The organism is Larkinella knui (assembly GCF_003858645.1).
In the GTDB taxonomy this organism is placed as follows: domain Bacteria; phylum Bacteroidota; class Bacteroidia; order Cytophagales; family Spirosomataceae; genus Larkinella; species Larkinella knui.
Genome location: NZ_RQJP01000005.1, coordinates 387,477 through 405,780, shown reverse-complemented (window position 1 = coordinate 405,780; position 18,304 = coordinate 387,477). Strand labels below are relative to the sequence as shown.

The window sequence follows — 18,304 nt, the reverse complement described above, 5'->3', positions numbered from 1 at the left end:
CCTTCATACACTTCAAAACAACCGTTTTTAGAGTCGTTCCCACCATTTATAAAGTCAAAACCGCCCGGCGTAGTGTTGTTGTCCGGCGACCCGGCAAACGGTGTAGTTTTGATTCGTTCACCACTCTATTCCCAACCCGAAACCGCTTCCATGGAACCCCTGAAAAAAACCGCTCCCGCCAACGCCCGGGCAGCCCGGTACAATGAACCGTACAACCGCGTTCAAACCCTGATTCAAGGCTACGTCGAGTCCAGACGGGTCCAACTCAAATAGCAGGCTCCTTCCCATGGCTATCCGCAGTTTACTCCTTTCGCTTGCCGTTTCGGTTTTGCTGGGCTACTCCTTCACCGTTGGGTTAACCAACTCCCATTCGTTCCTGAAAAAACTACCGGACGCGCTGAGTCTTCCGCTGTTTTTGGGCTGCGGATTTCTGTATGTGCTGGCGGCCTGGTGGGCACTTAAAGGCTTTAGCGACCATAAATTCACCGCGCTGGTGTCGCTGGGATTTTGCGCCCTTGGTTTGGGCGTTTATGCCGTCGGATTTTCGATGGAAGCGGGCCGGGGCAAAGCCGCAGCGGGGCAATACGACTACGATTTTTCATCGCTCGAACCCACCGAAAAGGTGGTGGTCGCCCAAATTGCGCATGCCGCCGGGCTGGGTTTTCAGGATGCGGTTTTTACGGAACACTGGCACCTGGCCGATAGCACGAGCAGCTTCCGGATTTGCGTACAGAAAGGCCACGTAACCGCCCTCAACCTTTCGAATCATCCGATCCGGAACCTGACGTTCTTTTCGCAGCTTCCCAACCTGAGCGATTTATTGCTGAAAAACTGCGGTTTATCAGATCTGAGCGACCTGAAATCGGCCAAGCTCGACCGGCTCGACGTGTCCGACAATCAGATTGCGGATTTGAGAACCCTGCGGGGCTGCCCCAACGTCCGGTGGCTGTTTGCGTCGAATAACCACCTCAAATCCACGGAGGGTCTCGAGCAATTCAGCCAGTTGATTAGTAAAGATTTGACGGGAAACCCGCTCCCCTAGCTGCCAGCAAGGGTTCCATTTACGAATACGTCACCGACGAAAGCGGGAAAATCGTGCCCGACGATGCCCGAAACAGCACGACGAAATCCCTCCGGGCTACCCCCCTTTAGGTTCTTCCCGCTTTTTGAACGGTATTTTTTGCGGGTTCAGTCAACTGTAAAGTCCCGCTCCTGCTTTTACCCGGCGGTATACGGTTGCCATTCCGGCCTTGCCAGCGAGGTGTCGCAGGTCCTGTGATGCATTTGGCCGGGGCGTTGGCCGACCGTTTCCTCATTAGACAAGGCAGTAAAAAGCGGCCTGTCCCATACGGGGTTTGAAGGTTGTATAACATGATTGATTGAGTAGTACTAAACAGCCCGGTCTCATCTGAATCCGGGCTTTGTTTTTAACCGACCAGGGCCATTCCCTAACTAGTTTTGTCCCGTTGGTCCTCTTGTCAATTCTTCGGGTTTTGTCAATAAACAGCCTGAATAAGTACGGTGGGAATAGACGGAAACGACCTGGCTACTTGTCAGGTCGTTTTTTTACGGCTGCGTTCCATTTGAAAAGCCCGCATACGGCCATGCGGTTGATGGGAAAACGCATGGCCTCGCAATTAAGCCGGACGGAAATGGTGGCCATGGTGGCCCTGGCGGCTTCGATCGGTATTCCCATCATGGCACCCGACCGGGGTCTGCTGCCAGCGCTCATCTCTGCTTTTGTAATCGTGGCCGGTGAGCGAATTATTTCGAGACTGGCGAGCAAAAATGAAAAGGCCGAAGCCCTGTTTGAAGATGAACTCGACATCCTGGTGGAAAATTCGGTGATGAAGCTCGATACCATGCTGCACTGCCGGGTAACGCGGGAGCGGGTGCTGGCACAGCTCCGGTCAGAAGGTCTGTACCACCTGGGGTCGGTGAAGCGGCTTTATTTGGAAGCGAACGGCTCGTTCTCGCTCGTCGAAAATCCCGATCCAAGTCCGGGGCTGTCGGTACTCCCCGAATGGGACACCCAATTCCGGAGTCGGCAAAAAACCGTTCCCAATCGGCTGGTCTGTGCCAACTGCGGTAATCCCAATCCGGCGGCTCGTCAGGGAGCGATCTGCAGCAACTGTGGCAACAAGCACTGGACGGCCGCGGTAGAGAATGGATAAGCGAACGGTTTATTTCTGCGAACAAAGCCCGCCAAATCAGGTTAAGCTGATAGTTTAATCTTTAAAGATTCCATGGCAGTTATTGGCGAATTTATCAGAAAAGCGATTGATGTATATGGCTTTATCACGTCGGAACCCGATCCGGCAAAAGCGCAGCTCACCGTATTACAGAATCTGCTGGACAAAGCAAAACTGACTGCCTTTGGCAAAAAATACCGCTTTAGCGAAATCCTGAACAGCGCCGATTGCATCGACGCTTTCCAGCAGGCGGTTCCGGTGCATGATTATGACAAAATGTACGACGACTGGTGGCATTACTTGCTGGAAGGCCACCAGAATGTTACCTGGCCGGGAGGTCAGCAGTATTTTGCGTTGAGCAGTGGAACCACCAGCAACAGTAAATCGATACCGGTGACGGACGATATGCTCGATACGATCCGGAAGTCGGGAATGCAACAGGTTATGAGCCTTAAAAACTTCGACCTGCCTGCCGACTTTTTCGAGAAGCAGATTATGATGCTCGGCAGCAGCGTCAGTCTGATCGAAAAGGACGACCACCAGGAGGGCGAAATCAGCGGGATTAGTGCCGCGAATATTCCGGCCTGGTTCCGGGCATTTTATAAACCGGGGGTGGAAATTGCTTCGATTACGAACTGGGACGAAAAAGTGCGAAAAATTGCTCAGGAAGCACCGGGCTGGGACATCGGGAGTCTGAGCGGTATTCCGTCGTGGGTTGAAATGATGCTCAAAGAAGTCATTTCCTACAACCGGCTCAACACCATTCACGACATCTGGCCCAACCTGCAGGTCTACACAACGGGTGGTGTGGCTTTTGAACCCTACCGCAAAAGTTTCGAAAAGTTACTGGCCAGACCGCTGACCTACATCGACACGTACCTTACTTCGGAAGGCTACTTGGCAACGCAGAAAAGGCCCGACACGTCGTCGCTGGCGTTGATTCTGGACAATGGAATTTTCTTTGAGTTTGTCCCTTTTTCGGATGCCAACCTGGACGAAGACGGGCGGGTGAAACCGGACGCGGAAGTTCTGACGCTGGAAAAAGCAGAAGAGAACACCGAGTATGTGCTGCTGATTTCGACCGTTTCGGGAGCCTGGCGCTATATGATCGGCGACACGGTTATGCTGACGGACAAGCCGCGGTCAGAAATAAAAATTACCGGTCGGACGAAGCATTTCCTGAATGTGGTGGGCGAACAGCTGTCGGTTTTCCAGATGAACCAGGCGATGCAGAAAATGCAGAACCGGTTCGACATCGAGATCAAGGAATTTGTGGTTGCTGCCATCCGGAAAAACGGCGAATACATCAACAAATGGTTTATTGGTTCAAACCGCACCATCGATGATCAGGCGTTTGCCGCTTTGCTGGACAGCGAGTTGTGCGACGCCAACAAGAATTATAAAGTGGCCCGGAGTAAATCCTTAAAAGGCGTTGAAGCCGAGGTGATTCCGGTCGAAAAATTCTACCGCTGGAGCGAGGAGTATAAAAAACTAGGCGGCCAGACGAAGATTCCGAGGGTGATGAAGGAAGACGATTTTCTGGAGTTTGAACAGTACGTCAGCGGACTCTCATAATTCCTTTTTTTGCTTTTCCAGCTTCTCCTCTTCCTGCTTTTTCACCTGTTCCACAATTTCCGCCGGGGAAACGTATAAACGGGCAATTTTGTCTTTGTAGGCCTGCGGCAGCTCGGCGTGGTTGAGGATAAACTGCTTGGTTTCAACCAGGTAGCTACCGAGCCCGTGACTCACGGCGTAGGCGTCGGCAATTCGCTCTACTTTTTTTATGTACCCCGCCGACAGCACATAGGAAAGCCCAAAGCCTATCAGTCCCAAATTGCTTCGGTTTTCATAATCCATAATATGCCCCAGTTCGTGGCCGATCCACCCAATCATGATGGCATCAGGAATCTGGTGGATGGGAATGGCCGTATGCGTCAATTTAAACATGGCGCTGATGTAAATCCGGTAAGACCGGGCGCTCCGCCGGTTTATCAGAGACCGAAAAACCGGCTGGGCCTGCATCACCGACGACTTGATCCGCTGTTTAAAGACAAACCGGATGGCGGTATTTTTCAATTCCGGGTAGAACGACAAGGCGACAAGCACATTTTTTTCAATAACCGCAGGGATCGTTTTGTTCATTCTGAACTCGGCCAGTTCGGGCGTGATTTCCCGATTCTGCGCAGTGATTCCGGATGTCAGCATACTTCAGCGAATGAAAACCCATGGGTAAAACCGGGTGTATGAATAACGCGTTTGCCGGCGATTGGTTTTGACTTTTCAAGGAAGCCGCGAAGCGGTTTACGGCTGCCGATTCACCCCCGCCCCCGCACCGGACCGGGTTTGTCCGTTTTCAGGTCGATCGAATAACCGCTACCTTTGTGAATGGATTACTTCAAAAATCTTCTTGACGTCCTTACGATTGAACGCGAAGAAGACCGCAATCAATACCGCCGACTGACCGAAAGCACGTCCGTGGCCGAACGCCGGGCCAACGGCCTGACCTGGTATCCCATCGCCATCCGCGGTTCGGAAATGAGTCGGGGCGATTACCTAACGGTCGAAGTGGAACGGACCACGCACCAGGATATAGCCCATCAATTCCGGTCGGGCATGCCGGCCGTATTTTTCAGCAACCACGATCCGAAAAACGACCGGGTAGAAGGTACGGTTTCTTACCAGAGTGGCAACCGGCTCAAAATCACGCTGCTCGTCGATGAACTGCCCGACTGGTCGCGCGATGGAAAACTGGGCGTCGAACTGCTTTTTGACGACAAAAGCTACGATGAAATGCAGGACGCCCTCAAACTGGCCAACACGCTGAGCGGGAATCCGCAAAACCGCCTGGTAAGCATCCTGACCGGCCTGTCTTCGCCCACGTTTCACACCGGGCTCCCCCCGCTATCGATTCCGCAACTGAATGAAAGTCAGAACCGGGCGGTCGAAAAAATACGGGAGGCCAACGAACTGGCGATCGTCCACGGCCCGCCCGGAACCGGCAAAACCACCACGCTGGTGCAGGCCATCAAAGTTCTGCTGAAACAGGATAATCAGAAGATTCTGGTCGTTGCCCCCAGCAATACGGCGGTTGATTTATTGAGTGAAAAACTGCACGGGCAAGGGCTGAATGTGCTGCGGGTGGGCAATCCGGCTCGGGTATCGGATCGGTTGATGGCGCTCACGCTGGATCACAAAATGGCGGAGCACAGCCTGATGAAAGAAGCTAAAAAGTTAAAAAAGCAGGCGAATGAGTTCAAAAATATGGCTCATAAGTACAAGCGGAATTTTGGCAAAGCCGAGCGGGACCAACGGAAAGCGCTGTTTGACGAGGCCCACCGGATTATGAAAGACGTTGCGAATACGGAGCAGTACATCATCGACGATTTGATCAACAAAGCGCAGGTCGTCACGGCGACGCTGGTAGGTTCCAATCAGTACATGATTCGAAACCTCAGGTTTCATACCGTGGTTATCGACGAAGCCGGGCAGGCGCTGGAACCGGCCTGCTGGATTCCCATTCTGAAAGCCCAAAAGGTGGTTTTGGCCGGTGACCATTGCCAATTGTCGCCCACCGTCAAATCGAACGAAGCCGCCCGCAAGGGGCTGAATACCACCTTGCTGGAAAAATGCGTCGCCCTGCATCCCGAAGCCGTGAGCGTTCTGGAGGAGCAATACCGCATGCATGAGCACATCATGGGTTATTCGTCGCAGGTATTTTATGCCAATCTTCTCAAAGCCCACCCATCGGTGGCGGCCCATTCGCTGTTTCCGGGCGACAGGGCGGTGCAGTTTATCGATACGGCAGGATGCGGTTTTGATGAAAAGCTGGACGGAACCAGTTCCACCAACCCGGAAGAAGCCGCCTTGTTACTGAAGCATTTAACCCAATTTGTGAGCGGGTTAAGCCCATTTTATACCCCGCAAAACTTTCCGACCATTGCGATTATTTCACCGTATAAACAGCAACTGGCGGTTCTCAACGAGCAGTTGGCCCACATCCCGGATTTACAGCCTTATCTTCCTAAAATTGCGGTCAATACGATCGACAGTTTTCAGGGGCAGGAGCGTGATATTGTTTATATTTCCATGACCCGCAGCAATGCCGATGGTGAGATCGGTTTTTTGTCGGACATTCGCCGGATGAACGTCGCCATGACGCGGGCGCGGAAGAAATTAGTCATTGTGGGTGACAGTGCGACCCTGGCGAGTCTGCCTTTTTACGCCGACTTTATTACGTATTCCGAGAAGCTTGATGCGTATCAGAGCGCCTGGGAGTGGCTGTGATACTGACCAATTGACCTCAACCCATGGAACTCAAAACCGATCGTCTTGTACTTAAAGAACTAACCCGTTCCGATTTAGAAAAAATTCACGAACTTCATTCGCAACCGGAGGTCGACGAGTTCAATACGCTAGGTATTCCCGACAATATCGAAACCACCGAATCTTTATTAAATGGATGGCTTGCGGTAAAAAAAGTGGTTCCCCGAACGTCTTTTATTCTGGGTATTTATCGGCTCATAACCGGTGATTTTATCGGGCTGATCGCTCTAACTTTAGGCAAACCAAACTACAGCATTGCCGAAGTCTGGTACAAAACCCATCCGGCTTATTGGCGGCAAGGATACACCAGTGAAGCGTTGAATGAGCTGATAAGATACGGGTTTTTACACCTCCAACTGCACCGGATTGAAGCCGGTTGTGCCGTCGAAAATCGGGCGTCGATCAGGGTGTTGGAAAAAGCGGGTATGACGCGGGAAGGACGGAAACGAAAAATCCTGCCCCTACGGGGCACCTGGACCGACGCCTATTTTTATTCCATTCTCGAAACAGAATTCGACCCGATCAGCAAGAACAAGCTTCTATAAATCAAGTAGTTATTTCTTTATAACAGAAAGAAGAAACAACACCAGTCCACCAATAAAAAGAAACGCCGAAAACAGAACTGCAAAAATCATCAGGAAGCCCTTGGAACCGGTTTTCGGCATCACAATCAGCTTGTCATTCGCTTTAAATCGCTCCATAGCCGGATGGGTTATCCGGTAATTTCCGGGCTGCTCAATCGCAAATTCGGCAATTGGAACAATCCGGTTTCCCGACATATCTTTCCGCTGCGATAATAAGTTGACAAATGCACGAACCGGAACGGTTTTTCCACCTGATAAATCAGACAATTGAAATGGAATACCGGTCGGAATTATACCGGTACTGGAAGGACGTTTCACTGCAATCTCGTACGCGCCGGGATCTTTTAACGCGAAATCAAACTCAGGTAGTTGAGCCGACCATTCGATTCTGGTTCCGGTGTTATAAACTGCAATTAATTTGCCAATGCTTTTAATGAGCAATGTGGCCCCTAAAACTGCCAGAAATGCGAATAAAAAAATCGACCAGAGTGGAAACATGCGTTATAGCAGGAAATAGATGCGAGATGATACCGCGTTCGTTAAAATTCCAGCAGCGTTCCCTGTTCAGGGAAGATCAGTTTCAGTTTTAAGGTATTTACTTCACGAAGTTGTTGTTTAATGCGCTCTTCGTTTTTACCCGCCGGTTTTATATGCGTAATGACAACCGGAAATTCATTCAGTATATTTTCGCCGGTTAATTTACCCAGATTTGCCATTTCATGCATCAACCAGTTGGGTGTTAAATGCCCATAAAGCTGGTTATCAGGCTGTTCATTGGGATACGATACTTCGATCAGAATCCCTTTGAGTTTTTTCGATTGAATCAGCGGATAAACCGCCTGCCAGAGCTGGGATAAATACGTCGATTTTTCAATTAAATCCGGTCCGGTATCACCCAGATACAGCATATACGAATCTCCACTATTGATCAGAAAAGCGGCACTTTGGTAGGAATTTCCGTGACTTAACGGAAAGGTTCGCACCCGCATACCGGTTGCTTCAATCGGGGTTTCATTTCCCGGCGAAAGCACCGTATACCGGTATTTACCCAGAGCCGGTTGATCGCCCTCGTTGGCCAGATTCGGCCAGCTTTTCCAGTTAAAATAATTCTTTTTCAGCACGTCGATACAAGCCGTCATCCCGTAAATCGGCTTTCGCGCATCTTCCGTCGAATTGATAATTAACCCCGCCAGATGATCCAGATGGGCGTGACTGATCAGGTAGGCTTTGATGTAGTCTTTCAGAACCGTTTCGGAACTAACGCTGAATACGTGTTTCTGAACCGCTTTTTCGATCCCGGCGTGGAGTGTCCCCGCATCGAGGCAGATGTACTGATCCGTTCCCTGCGGAGCCAGCAGATACGCCGAAAGATTACTTTCGTCAATACCGCCTTTGACGCCCAACGGTAGGATCTTAAACGTTGACGTGGCCGGTTTCTGGGCGAAAGCACCGGACCACACGGGCAGAAAAAAGAAGAACAGTAGAATTCGGACCGACATGGAGCAGCGGGTTATCCGCTAAAACTACGGGTTTTCAACGACCAATTCAAGACTTCAGCCGCTCCAGGGCAGGCGCGGAAAAGCCGCTGGTTTGGCCGCTCCGGTTTAGTACTGCATGAGAATGAAGGATTTAAAACAGCCAAATTTGGTAAACCGCCCGCCTGACGCTAGTATAATCTAACCCGCTGTTTCCTTTCTGCTTCCAGACTAATCCGAATGAAATTAGCAATGGAAACTGAAAAAAACCGCCAGAATAGCGTTACTACCAACCCGGCCGAAGTCACGGTGGGGATTGTGGGTTTGGGACTCATGGGATGCAGCATTACCACCTGTCTGTTAATGGCGGGCCATCCGGTGGTGGCCGTGGCCCCGATTCCGTCCGACATGGAAACCGCCGAACCCCGCGTCCGTGAACACCTCCGAAAATCATTTGAAGAAGGGATATGTTCCGAAAAACCAGCCTTTTACCTTCAGAATCTGATCATTACCGAAAACTACGGAGAGTTAAAAGACGCCCGGCTGGTGATTGAATGTACGCTCGAAAACCTGGCCATCAAGAAAGACGTTTACCAGAAAATTGAGGGAGCTGTTGCCAACGACACGGTGATTACCAGCAACACGTCGGCCATTCCGATCAGCGTTCTGCAGCAGGAAACGAGCCGCCCGGACCGGTTTCTGGGTTTGCACTGGTCCGAACCGTCGCACACAACCCGGTTTCTGGAAATTATCTGCGGAGACGCCAGCGACCACCAGCAGGCCGAATGGCTCTATAACCTGGCGCACCACTGGGCCAAAGAGCCGACGCTGGTGCGCAAAGATATTCGGGGATTTATTACCAACCGGCTGATGTACGCGCTGTATCGGGAAGCTTTTTATCTGGTAGAAAATGGCTACGCTTCCATCGATGATGTGGATCGTGCCTGCCGCAACAATGCCGGATACTGGATGACCTTAGTCGGTATTTTCCGGTGGATGGACCTGACCGGCGTACCGGCTTATCATGCCGTTATGAAGGATTTATTTCCGACCCTGAGTACGGGCACCGAAGTGCCGAAATTGATCGATGATGTGGTCAAAAACGGCGGAAAAGGCGTTTTAAATGCGAATGGCTTTTATGACTATACACCGGAGGAAGCACGTTTATGGCGTGAAACGTTTGAAGAATTCAGCTACGATATTCGCCGTCTGGCGCTGAAATATCCGGTCGATGTAGTGAAAAAGAAACTGGCACTTCAGGCCAGCGAGGGCGACGAAACGCCCCTACCGACTACCGGACGCAACCCCTAAAGTGGTTAATTTTTTATACAGGTTTTTAAGTAATTCCTGGGCGGACCCGAACCAGAATTCACTCCAGCTAACCGAGGTTTGGGCATTTTTTCCCAACACGGTTTTGAGCGAGTTATTCCGGCGTTTGAAATAAACCAGGTAATCGTCACAAACCCGAACTATTGACAAAGTATCATTCTTACCTACTTGATTTGTAGTAATTAAGGCTGCCAGATAAGCGCGGGCATCTTGTTCACTATCGGTGTAAGTCAGGTTCGTACTGTTGCCGTCGTAGTGGACAACGATATAGTCTTTCATAGCTGATTACGGTGTCTTTGAAGAGGTAAGCAAAAGTAAGCAAATTTGAGTATTTGTACGGATAAAAATTTGATAAATTTTAGTAATTATTGTAAAATTGTTATTTAAAGGTTACTAAAACCGTCGATTGGTTATATCCGGCAAAACAACCCAGTCCTCCGTCAATGGTAGTGGGCAATAAAACCGGCTCGGCAAAGGGATTACCGTCCGATTTTTTTTGCAATTCAAGAGCCTGGTGGTATTTGTAATACGCTTCATCGACATTGAGTAAACTGGCTTTAACGGTTGCCTTGTCGTACAGATTTACAAAGCTCACTTTATCGGACACGGTCTGTGTCGCAGTATTTTGATTCAGAAAGCCGCGGTATGATTCCAGCATTTTACCATCGCTGGTCTGATCGGATAGCAAGGTAGTGAGCGTCCCCAGCGATTCGAAAAGAACCGGAGCGGTTTCGGGCTTGGGCCTGGTGCCTGCTTCGGCTTTGCAGGTAGGACAGGATTTGGCGTACGTAAACACACCGGTTGTCTGGTAATAGTTGGTCGTTACCGGGGCATCCTGCCAGTAATACCGGACAAAGTATTGTTTCTGCTGGTTTGAACCTTCGGCCGAATCGAGCCGGATGCGCTGCAAACGCGCCGACTGCGGTACGGTACAGACACCGGAAGCCTTCAGGCCGTCGGGCGTTTGCGCCGTCAATTGGTAGGTTTCTCCCGCCCGAATCGGGAATTTCTTCGGGTCGGCCTGATAATAATCATTTTTCCCGTTGTAGGTCAGCTGAATCGACCGGCTACCGGCTGCGAGCGTTACCTTCGCGTCTTTTACAATTCCAAAATTGGAAGTGTAATTGGGATCACCCACGGGACGAGTTATGTTAACTTTTACGGCTAAAACCGTGTCCTGGGGCGAAATAAAGCCGATGATAACCAGCTTTTTGGCAACTTGACTTAAACTGGCGGGTTCTATTTCCTGGCGCATATTCTGGCAACCGGTGGCCAATAGAGTAATCAGCAGAGATACAACGTATATCCGTTTCATGAGCGTACTATGTAGGTAAGACAGAGAGTTATTCACTAAAACCGCGCAGAGAGTACTCCATTGCACTCCATGCACTTCAGGGCATTCAAAACCGCACAAAAGATGCTCAATTACATCCCCTTGTACGTCACTTCAGGCAATCGAAATCAAAACTTAAATGTATAACTGACGGTGGGAACTACCGGGAAAAGAGAATAGCGATAGAGCACCGACTTAGACGGTTTTCCGTCCGTTTCAACTTTGCCTTCCAGCGAATAATAAAAAGGGTTCCGCCGGTTGTAGGCATTATAAACACTTAATTCCCAGATACTTTCGCGCGTTCTTTTCTTCGTATGAAATTGCAGGCTGATATCCAGCCGGTGAAAAGGTTCGGCCCGGAAACTATTCTTCTCACCGTAATCTTTAACGTTTCGGGTGTCGATAAACGGATTGACCGCCGGGTTTGAATGATCCGGATTGTTGGCACTCACGGCGTAACGCGACATCGGTACGGTTAGCGCCTGCCCGGTTCCATACACCCACGTTCCCGATAGCGTCCAGCGCTGACGGAGCTCGTATACGCCGACAATCGAAAAGTCGTGCCGACGGTCGTAGCGGGGAAAGAATTTCCGACCGCCGTTCAAGTCGGCAAACTGCCATTGGGTCCACGACCAGGTGTAGCCAATCCAGCCCGACAACCGACCGGTTTTCTTCTGCAACATCACTTCTCCTCCATACGACCAGCCTTTTCCGGCCGTCACGTTATCTTCCCAACGGGCGGGCTGGCCCGTCGTGGTGGTATTGGTCAACAGAAAACTAGCCCCTTCCTTGTAGCTGATGTTGTTGGTCATCGTTTTGTGGTACCCTTCAACCGTCAGCGCGAGGTCGGAATTAAAATCTTTTACCAGCCCCATCGCAAATTGCTCCGACTGCTGCGGCTTCACCCGGTCGGTGGTGGGCACCCACAGGTCGGTGGGCAAACCGACGCCCGTACTCGACAGCATGTGAACATACTGGTTCATCCGCGCATACGCCCCTTTGATGGTCCAGTCGGAAGGCAGTTTGTAAGCCACCGACAAGCGGGGTTCCGGCCGGACGTAGTGCGCATCTTTGTGATAAAAGTAGCTCAGGCGCAGTCCGGCATTGATGCGCCAGCGGCTTGTGGGTTGCCAGAAATCTTCGGCATACGCCCCCGATTCGACCGCATTGATGGCATGGCTGGTTTCAAGAGACGGGTTGCCGGTTTCGGATGTTGCCGACACAACGGCGCTGGGCGTAAACCGGTGGGGCGTTACCTGAAACCCGAAACGGAGCTGGTGTTTTGAACTGGCATAGACATCGAGGTCGTGCTTCAGCGTGAAATCCCGGATGCCCGACAGGTAATCGAGCCGAAAAACAGGGCCGGGTTTGTTGGCAATGGTGATGGCTTCTTCGTTGGAAACCTTCATGCGGTATTGACTCACGATCAGAGCCGTATGACCCGATACCTGATTGGAAAACCGGTGGCTCCAGCGCAGTGTACCCGTTGTATTGCCCCAGCCGAGTCCTGCTTCCAGGGTGCGGTCGTTAGCAACCCGTTGGCTTTTAAACTGGTCGGCGCCCGTATAGCCGCTTAGATAAACGCGATCGCGCGGACCCAGATCGAACGAAATTTTGGCGTTATAATCGTAAAAGCCCGAGCGGGACGGAATGCCGGATTCGGGTCCGGGCGACACCAGTTGGGTGAGCAAACCCAGATAACACTGCCGGGCCGAAACCAGAAAAGAGGCTTTTCCTTTCTGGAGAGGACCTTCGAGGGTCAACCGCGAGGCAATGAGACCGATGCTACCCGTACCGTGCAAATCGTTTTTATCGCCTTCCTTCATTCCCATCTCGATGACCGACGACAACCGGCCGCCGTATCGGGCCGGAAAACCGCCTTTTGTCAGCTCGACGCTCTTCAGGGCATCACCGTTAAAGACCGAAAAAAATCCGAGAAGGTGACTGGGGTTATAGACCACCGCTTCGTCGACCATAATCAGGTTCTGATCCGGGCCACCGCCCCGGACGTAGATTCCGGCGTTGCCTTCTGAGCCTTTTTGAACGCCAGGAAGCAGTTGAATGACTTTTAGCACATCTTTTTCGCCCAGCAAAGCCGGTATTTTAGTAAGCTGGGCGATGGGAATTTCAATGCGGCTGAGCTGAGGATTATCGCTGTCTTTTTGCCGGGACGACTGGCTTTTAACCGACACTTCGGTCAGCGTTTGTCCGGGTGTAAGCTCAATATCGAGTGTCTGCTGGTTAGCGGGGAAAATAGTGCGGGTAACGGTTTCATAGCCGACATACGAGAACGTTACAGTCAGACTATCCTTTGTGGAAACCGTCAGGGTGTAGAAACCCGATTCGTTGGAGACGGCACCCGTCTGCTGGCCTGGCAGATAAACATGAACGCCCGAAAGAGGTTTCCGATTGCCTGTTTCCCAGACAGACCCCGACAGTGTAGTCGAGGTCTGTGCTACCACGGGAATAACTGCTAACGCGAAAAATAGGCTCGCAAGAGTAGAAGTTGTTTTCAAAATATCAGACAGAGAGTAGTACTAAGTAATTATACTTATCACAAAGTAAATACATTATCAGACACATTAAGTAACCAATCAGAAAAAAAAGTATATTTATTTTTAGAAGCACTTGATTATATGAAAGTATTTTTTTGTATAAAACTTTAATTATCAGTTATTTAATTGTTATTTTACAAACAGCAAATTTTAGATTATTTTAAAATTTTAATCTAATTTTAATCTCTCTCTTTTCAACGGCCGCAAAAATAAATACGTTTTTTAGAGACAAAAAACTGGAACAACAGCATAAATATTTACTAAGTAGTATATAAGTACAACAGGAGGTGTGGGCCGTTGTTTTAGAACAGACGCCGGAGAAAGCCGTGCAAAACCGCCGGTTTTATCAGGTCATTCACCGGGGTCGGGCTAGGGGACGAATGAAAAAAAAGCACAAACCACTCAATCACTTTTCAAGGCAAGGAGTTGTCCGGGGAGGAAATGAAGGTTATTATTGTCTGATAAATAGGAATAGCGAGGTATCAATTAGATGAAGTTAGCAACTGAGTCTTTAGCTAAAAACCCACATATCTAGTATAATAAGCCTATTTTATATTTTATCTCTCTGCCTTCTTTATAAAATACCTGTCCTATACCACCTTTATTAATTAACTTTTTTGTTGGTTAAATCCAATCCTGCCGGACAAATTTCAGTCTGGTTGTTCTAAAGCTGATCCTAAACTTATACTGTATTTATTATTTGATTCCACTTATACTCAACGTGTATGATTAGTCTTGAATCCAGGGTGTATACCCTTCCCTCCCAGGCTGTACGTACGCCAAAGGACAATTCTACGGTGTATGCCCGGGTCGGCAAGCGGCTGTTTGATCTTTTAGTCCTGGTGCTCGTTACAGCACTCGTACTCATCTGGCTGGTACCGCTGATCGCGCTGGCGATTATTCTGGACTCGCCGGGCCCTGTTTTTTTCGCTCAACTGCGCACCGGACGGAACGGACGCCCCTTTCGCTGTCTGAAATTTCGCTCTACGACTTATCATCCAACGCCAGGATTTCGGTCGAATGAGCCAGAAGTGACTTCGGTGGGCCGGTTTCTACGGGCAACCGGTCTGGATGAGTTGCCGAACTTTTTCAATGTTCTGATTGGAGATATGAGCATTGTCGGACCTCGCCCTCACACCCTGCAATATGACGCTCAATACTGGACGACGCCGGGGTATCGCGACCGGCATTCCGTCCGTCCGGGAATTACCGGTCTGATTCAAACCCGCGTTTCTCCGGCGGCAACGCCGGGTTTGATCCAAATGCCGCACTTGCTACGCTACGACCGGTGGTATGTTCAGCGGTATTCGCTTGGGCTCGATTTCAAAATCTGCTGGTGGACCATTGCCGACCGATTAAAAGCCGTAAGGTAATGATGACAACCCTAAAGCGGCTAATTAACAGACAACAATTGTTACTAAAATATAAGAATAGTAACACAATGGCATAGTGTTTGCTTTCGTTAGAGAAAGCTATGCACTCAACGCTATTGCCCATGAATACAGCACGTACCAGCATTAAAGTCAGAGACCGCAGAGGAAGGGCTATTACAATTTCTGCCAAACAAATTCTCTTTTTTGAAGGCTGGAGCAATTATAGCCGCATTTTCCTCAACAAACAGAATGGTTTTGTTTCCAGTTATACCTTGAAGGAACAACAGGAATACCACCCCACATTCTGGCGGATTTCGCGCTCTCATCTGGTAAACCCGGAACACATTGTTCAGATGGATTTACACGATATGCACAATAGCTGGGTCGAATTATCAGACGAAACCCGTTTATCGGTTAGCCGCCGGAGGGTAAAATCAATCGTCACACTGGCTAAATATTTCAATTTGGTACTTTCCTGACTCTACCTCCCAATGAATCGCTGGTAATGGATCTTTTCCGTATCAATCAATGCCACTAGTACGATTTACTCAACGTTGAAAATGAAAAACAGGCACGGCCTGGTGTTCATCGCCTAATTGCCCGAGGGCAATACAGGCGATCGCCAGGCTAGTGGCAGCTTATTTCAGGCTTCAAACCGCATCGGCCAATCTGCTTCATTCGGCCTTTGCGGAGTTGGTATACAGCGCGTTTATCAAGTGCTCTCCCATCCGCAGTGAGTCCGGGTAACCGATTGTAATCGTACAACCGATCAGGACGTGATCGGTGAATGGCTGAAATTTCCAACCAGGTTGACAGATCTCTTTTAACTATCGGTTATTACTCAACGTGTAACGTAAAATGCTGAATCAGTATCACTGGTTTTATTACCGGCTGCGATCCTTATCAACGGCAGAAATTATCTTCCGGCTGAGACAGTATTTCCAGAAACAGGCGGATAAACAACAGGTGGGCTGGAAAGCAACGGCAACGCTGTCGTCCTGGCCCGACAGCGTGTTGGCCATCCATACCGACCATCTTTCGGCTTTTTCCTTTTCTTACCAGCATAAAATATTCGAACATACCCTCGACTACCGTTACCCGATTGACTGGCATCTCGATATTGGCACCAACAAACGTTTTCCACTGACTTATGCAAAAGAAATAAATATCCAGAATGACGCTTTTGGTAACGCCAATTATGTGTGGGAAGTCAATCGGTTTCTTTTTCTTCCGTCCCTGGCTTTGCGCTACCGACTCACTGCCGACCCGCGGGAATTAAGCCGGTTGATCACCATCGTATCGTCCTGGGTCAAGGCCAACCCCTACCTGCTTGGCATCAACTGGTACAGTAATCGGGAAGTGAATATCCGGCTGATCAACTGGTTCGTCTGCTGGAATATTCTGGATGCTTCCGTTCTGGCCAAGGCCGACCCGGTTTTTCAGCGGTTTGCCGAATCGGTCTGGGTCCCGGCCATTTACCAGCACTGTACCTATAGCCGAAACAATCTACCCTTTGCCTCGGCTGCCAATAACCAGCTCATTACCAGTTATGCGGGGCTGTTTGTGGCCAGTTCGTTCTGGAAATTCCCGGAATCGGCCGCCTGGTGCGCTTTTGCCAAAACCGGTCTTGAGCAGGAAATGCAGCGTCAGAACAGCCCCAATGGCGTCAACCGGGAAGAGGCTGCCGATTATGTACAGTTTATTGCCGATGTTTTTCTCATCAGCTACATCACCGGTATACGAACCGACAATCCCTTTTCGGCCCTGTATGCCAATCAGTTGGAAAATATTCTTTCATACGTTGTTCATGTACTCGACGACCAGGGCAACTTTCCGCCCTATGGTGACGAAGGAAGCGGACGATTGTGGAGCCTCGACGATCAGAGGCCTTTCTCTAATTTTCGGTCGTTACTTACCTCAGCGGCTGTTTTATACGGCGATCCCGTTTTTAAACAACGGTCGCACGGGTACGATCTCAAAAACCGGCTGCTTTTCGGCGACGAAGGATGCCAGAAATTCAACGCCATTTCCAGCAAGGAAACCACGCTGAGCAGTCAGTTTTATCCATCAGAAGGGCATTATATTCTCCGCAAGCAGGAAGATCAAAGTGAAATTTATGTCCATTTCAACGCAGCTCCGCTGGGCTATTTAGCGTCGGCAACCCACGGTCATGCCGATGCCCTGTCGTTCATCATGCATGTCGACGGACAGCCTTTCTTCGTTGATTCAGGCACGTATGTCGATGCGGGCCAGTCGGATTGGCGCCGGTATTTTGTCAGTACACGCGCCCACAATACGGTTTGTATCGACTACCAGAACCAGGCCTTTCAGGACCACGATCTGCGGTGGCTCAGTCAGTATGCCATCAGCATTCAGAAAGCCGAACTAAGCGACAATACCGACGAAATCAGTGCGGCCCACAACGGGTATGATCGAATCGGTTGTTCGCACCAGCGCCGGATGGAGTTCGATAAATTAAATAACCGCCTGGTAATCGACGATCAGGTCGACAGCAAACGCAACGGGAATCACACGGTTGAAGTCCTTTTTCATGTGCACCCGGCCGTTCGGTTCCGGGCCAAGGGCCGCAATCATTTTGTGCTTTCGCATCCGCAAACCAAGCGACTGGTGATTCTGCAAATCGATCCGGCGCTACAGGTCGAGGTTGTCAATGGTCAGATGCATCCTGCGCTGCTGGGCTGGTATTCGGCCGGGATGTATCAGAAACAGGCCACCTGCGTTTTCAGGGCCTATCTGACGCTGGGGGCAGAAAGCCGCGTAGAATTACAACACCAGATTAGCGTACAGTCGTGACGAAGCCAACCGGCACGCAAGTCAAAATCAGTTAGAAGTAATAGTAACATGGATAGAGTATTTAAGAAAAAAACCAGTCAATTGACTGGTTTTTTCTTTAGATAACCTGATATTCTCACTAAAAAACGAAATGTCAATGGCCATACAGCAACCGGAATCCTTTTGTAAACATCTGGCGGGCCGTTTCGGGAGAAACAACCAAAAATGAATTTTTATCTCTGGCAATTATCTGCACATTAAAGCCTTCCATGAAAAACTGGTTGGCACAACCAATAGCTTGTGGCAAACTCGTAAAACAGCAGGATGGCAATTGCTTCCGCGAAAAA

General features: G+C 49.9%; 16 protein-coding genes. 10 read left to right on the top strand and 6 right to left on the bottom strand.

The window, feature by feature from the left end; all coding sequences use genetic code 11:
• Positions 1-108 precede the first annotated feature (108 nt).
• The 4 genes from EHT87_RS31535 to EHT87_RS23985 all read left to right on the top strand — a co-directional run bounded on the left by EHT87_RS31535 (position 109) and on the right by EHT87_RS23985 (position 3,767).
• Entirely contained in the window at positions 109-273 is a 165-nt protein-coding gene (locus EHT87_RS31535; RefSeq protein WP_221622073.1) for a hypothetical protein, read from the top strand.
• A 13-nt stretch (positions 274-286) separates the two neighbouring features.
• Positions 287-1,042 carry a leucine-rich repeat domain-containing protein gene (locus EHT87_RS23995; protein ID WP_124909206.1) on the top strand — a complete coding sequence of 252 codons (756 nt, stop codon included), beginning with the start codon at positions 287-289 and terminating at the stop codon, positions 1,040-1,042.
• A 508-nt stretch (positions 1,043-1,550) separates the two neighbouring features.
• Positions 1,551-2,174 carry a DUF421 domain-containing protein gene (locus tag EHT87_RS23990; RefSeq protein ID WP_229321314.1) on the top strand — a complete coding sequence of 208 codons (624 nt, stop codon included), beginning with the start codon at positions 1,551-1,553 and terminating at the stop codon, positions 2,172-2,174.
• Positions 2,175-2,246: 72 nt separating this feature from the next.
• Positions 2,247-3,767, top strand: a complete 1,521-nt coding sequence (locus EHT87_RS23985) for a GH3 family acyl-acid amido synthetase (RefSeq protein WP_124909205.1) — start codon at positions 2,247-2,249, stop codon at positions 3,765-3,767.
• Here EHT87_RS23985 and EHT87_RS23980 read toward each other — a convergent pair.
• Positions 3,762-4,397: a hypothetical protein gene (locus EHT87_RS23980; RefSeq protein ID WP_124909204.1), complete on the bottom strand. Its 636-nt coding sequence runs from the start codon at positions 4,395-4,397 to the stop codon at positions 3,762-3,764. The two genes, EHT87_RS23985 and EHT87_RS23980, sit on opposite strands and share 6 nt — an antisense overlap.
• A gap of 180 nt (positions 4,398-4,577) precedes the next feature.
• Between EHT87_RS23980 and EHT87_RS23975 the strand changes: the two genes are divergently transcribed.
• Both EHT87_RS23975 and EHT87_RS23970 read left to right on the top strand, forming a co-directional pair.
• On the top strand, positions 4,578-6,476 hold the full coding sequence (locus tag EHT87_RS23975; RefSeq protein WP_124909203.1) for an AAA domain-containing protein: 1,899 nt from the start codon (positions 4,578-4,580) through the stop codon (positions 6,474-6,476).
• Between the two features lie 23 nt (positions 6,477-6,499).
• Positions 6,500-7,060 carry a GNAT family N-acetyltransferase gene (locus EHT87_RS23970; RefSeq protein WP_124909202.1) on the top strand — a complete coding sequence of 187 codons (561 nt, stop codon included), beginning with the start codon at positions 6,500-6,502 and terminating at the stop codon, positions 7,058-7,060.
• 9 nt (positions 7,061-7,069) lie between these two features.
• On the opposite strand, the gene EHT87_RS23965 is transcribed toward EHT87_RS23970, so the two are convergent.
• Together EHT87_RS23965 and EHT87_RS23960 are read right to left on the bottom strand one after the other, a co-directional pair.
• Complete coding sequence (locus EHT87_RS23965) at positions 7,070-7,597, bottom strand: hypothetical protein (protein ID WP_124909201.1); 528 nt, start codon at positions 7,595-7,597, stop codon at positions 7,070-7,072.
• A 41-nt stretch (positions 7,598-7,638) separates the two neighbouring features.
• Positions 7,639-8,598, bottom strand: coding sequence for an MBL fold metallo-hydrolase (locus EHT87_RS23960; protein WP_124909200.1), 960 nt, complete (start codon positions 8,596-8,598; stop codon positions 7,639-7,641).
• A 228-nt stretch (positions 8,599-8,826) separates the two neighbouring features.
• Here EHT87_RS23960 and EHT87_RS23955 point away from each other — a divergent pair, with 228 nt between their 5' ends.
• Entirely contained in the window at positions 8,827-9,885 is a 1,059-nt protein-coding gene (locus EHT87_RS23955; protein ID WP_124909199.1) for a 3-hydroxyacyl-CoA dehydrogenase family protein, read from the top strand.
• Here the strand turns inward: EHT87_RS23955 and EHT87_RS23950 are convergent.
• The 3 genes from EHT87_RS23950 to EHT87_RS23940 form a co-directional block, all read right to left on the bottom strand.
• A complete protein-coding gene (locus EHT87_RS23950; RefSeq protein WP_124909198.1) occupies positions 9,859-10,182 on the bottom strand; it encodes a hypothetical protein in 324 nt (107 codons plus the stop codon). The two genes, EHT87_RS23955 and EHT87_RS23950, sit on opposite strands and share 27 nt — an antisense overlap.
• 100 nt (positions 10,183-10,282) lie before the next feature.
• Positions 10,283-11,218: a DUF4249 domain-containing protein gene (locus EHT87_RS23945; RefSeq protein WP_124909197.1), complete on the bottom strand. Its 936-nt coding sequence runs from the start codon at positions 11,216-11,218 to the stop codon at positions 10,283-10,285.
• 146 nt (positions 11,219-11,364) lie between these two features.
• Positions 11,365-13,698: a TonB-dependent receptor gene (locus EHT87_RS23940; RefSeq protein ID WP_229321311.1), complete on the bottom strand. Its 2,334-nt coding sequence runs from the start codon at positions 13,696-13,698 to the stop codon at positions 11,365-11,367.
• Positions 13,699-14,516: 818 nt separating this feature from the next.
• Between EHT87_RS23940 and EHT87_RS23935 the strand changes: the two genes are divergently transcribed.
• The 3 genes from EHT87_RS23935 (at position 14,517) to EHT87_RS23925 (ending at position 17,978) form a co-directional block, all read left to right on the top strand.
• A complete protein-coding gene (locus tag EHT87_RS23935) occupies positions 14,517-15,164 on the top strand; it encodes a sugar transferase (RefSeq protein WP_229321309.1) in 648 nt (215 codons plus the stop codon).
• 122 nt (positions 15,165-15,286) lie between these two features.
• A complete protein-coding gene (locus EHT87_RS23930; protein WP_185716336.1) occupies positions 15,287-15,643 on the top strand; it encodes a LytR/AlgR family response regulator transcription factor in 357 nt (118 codons plus the stop codon).
• A gap of 379 nt (positions 15,644-16,022) precedes the next feature.
• On the top strand, positions 16,023-17,978 hold the full coding sequence (locus EHT87_RS23925; protein ID WP_124909194.1) for an alginate lyase family protein: 1,956 nt from the start codon (positions 16,023-16,025) through the stop codon (positions 17,976-17,978).
• Positions 17,979-18,304 lie beyond the last annotated feature (326 nt).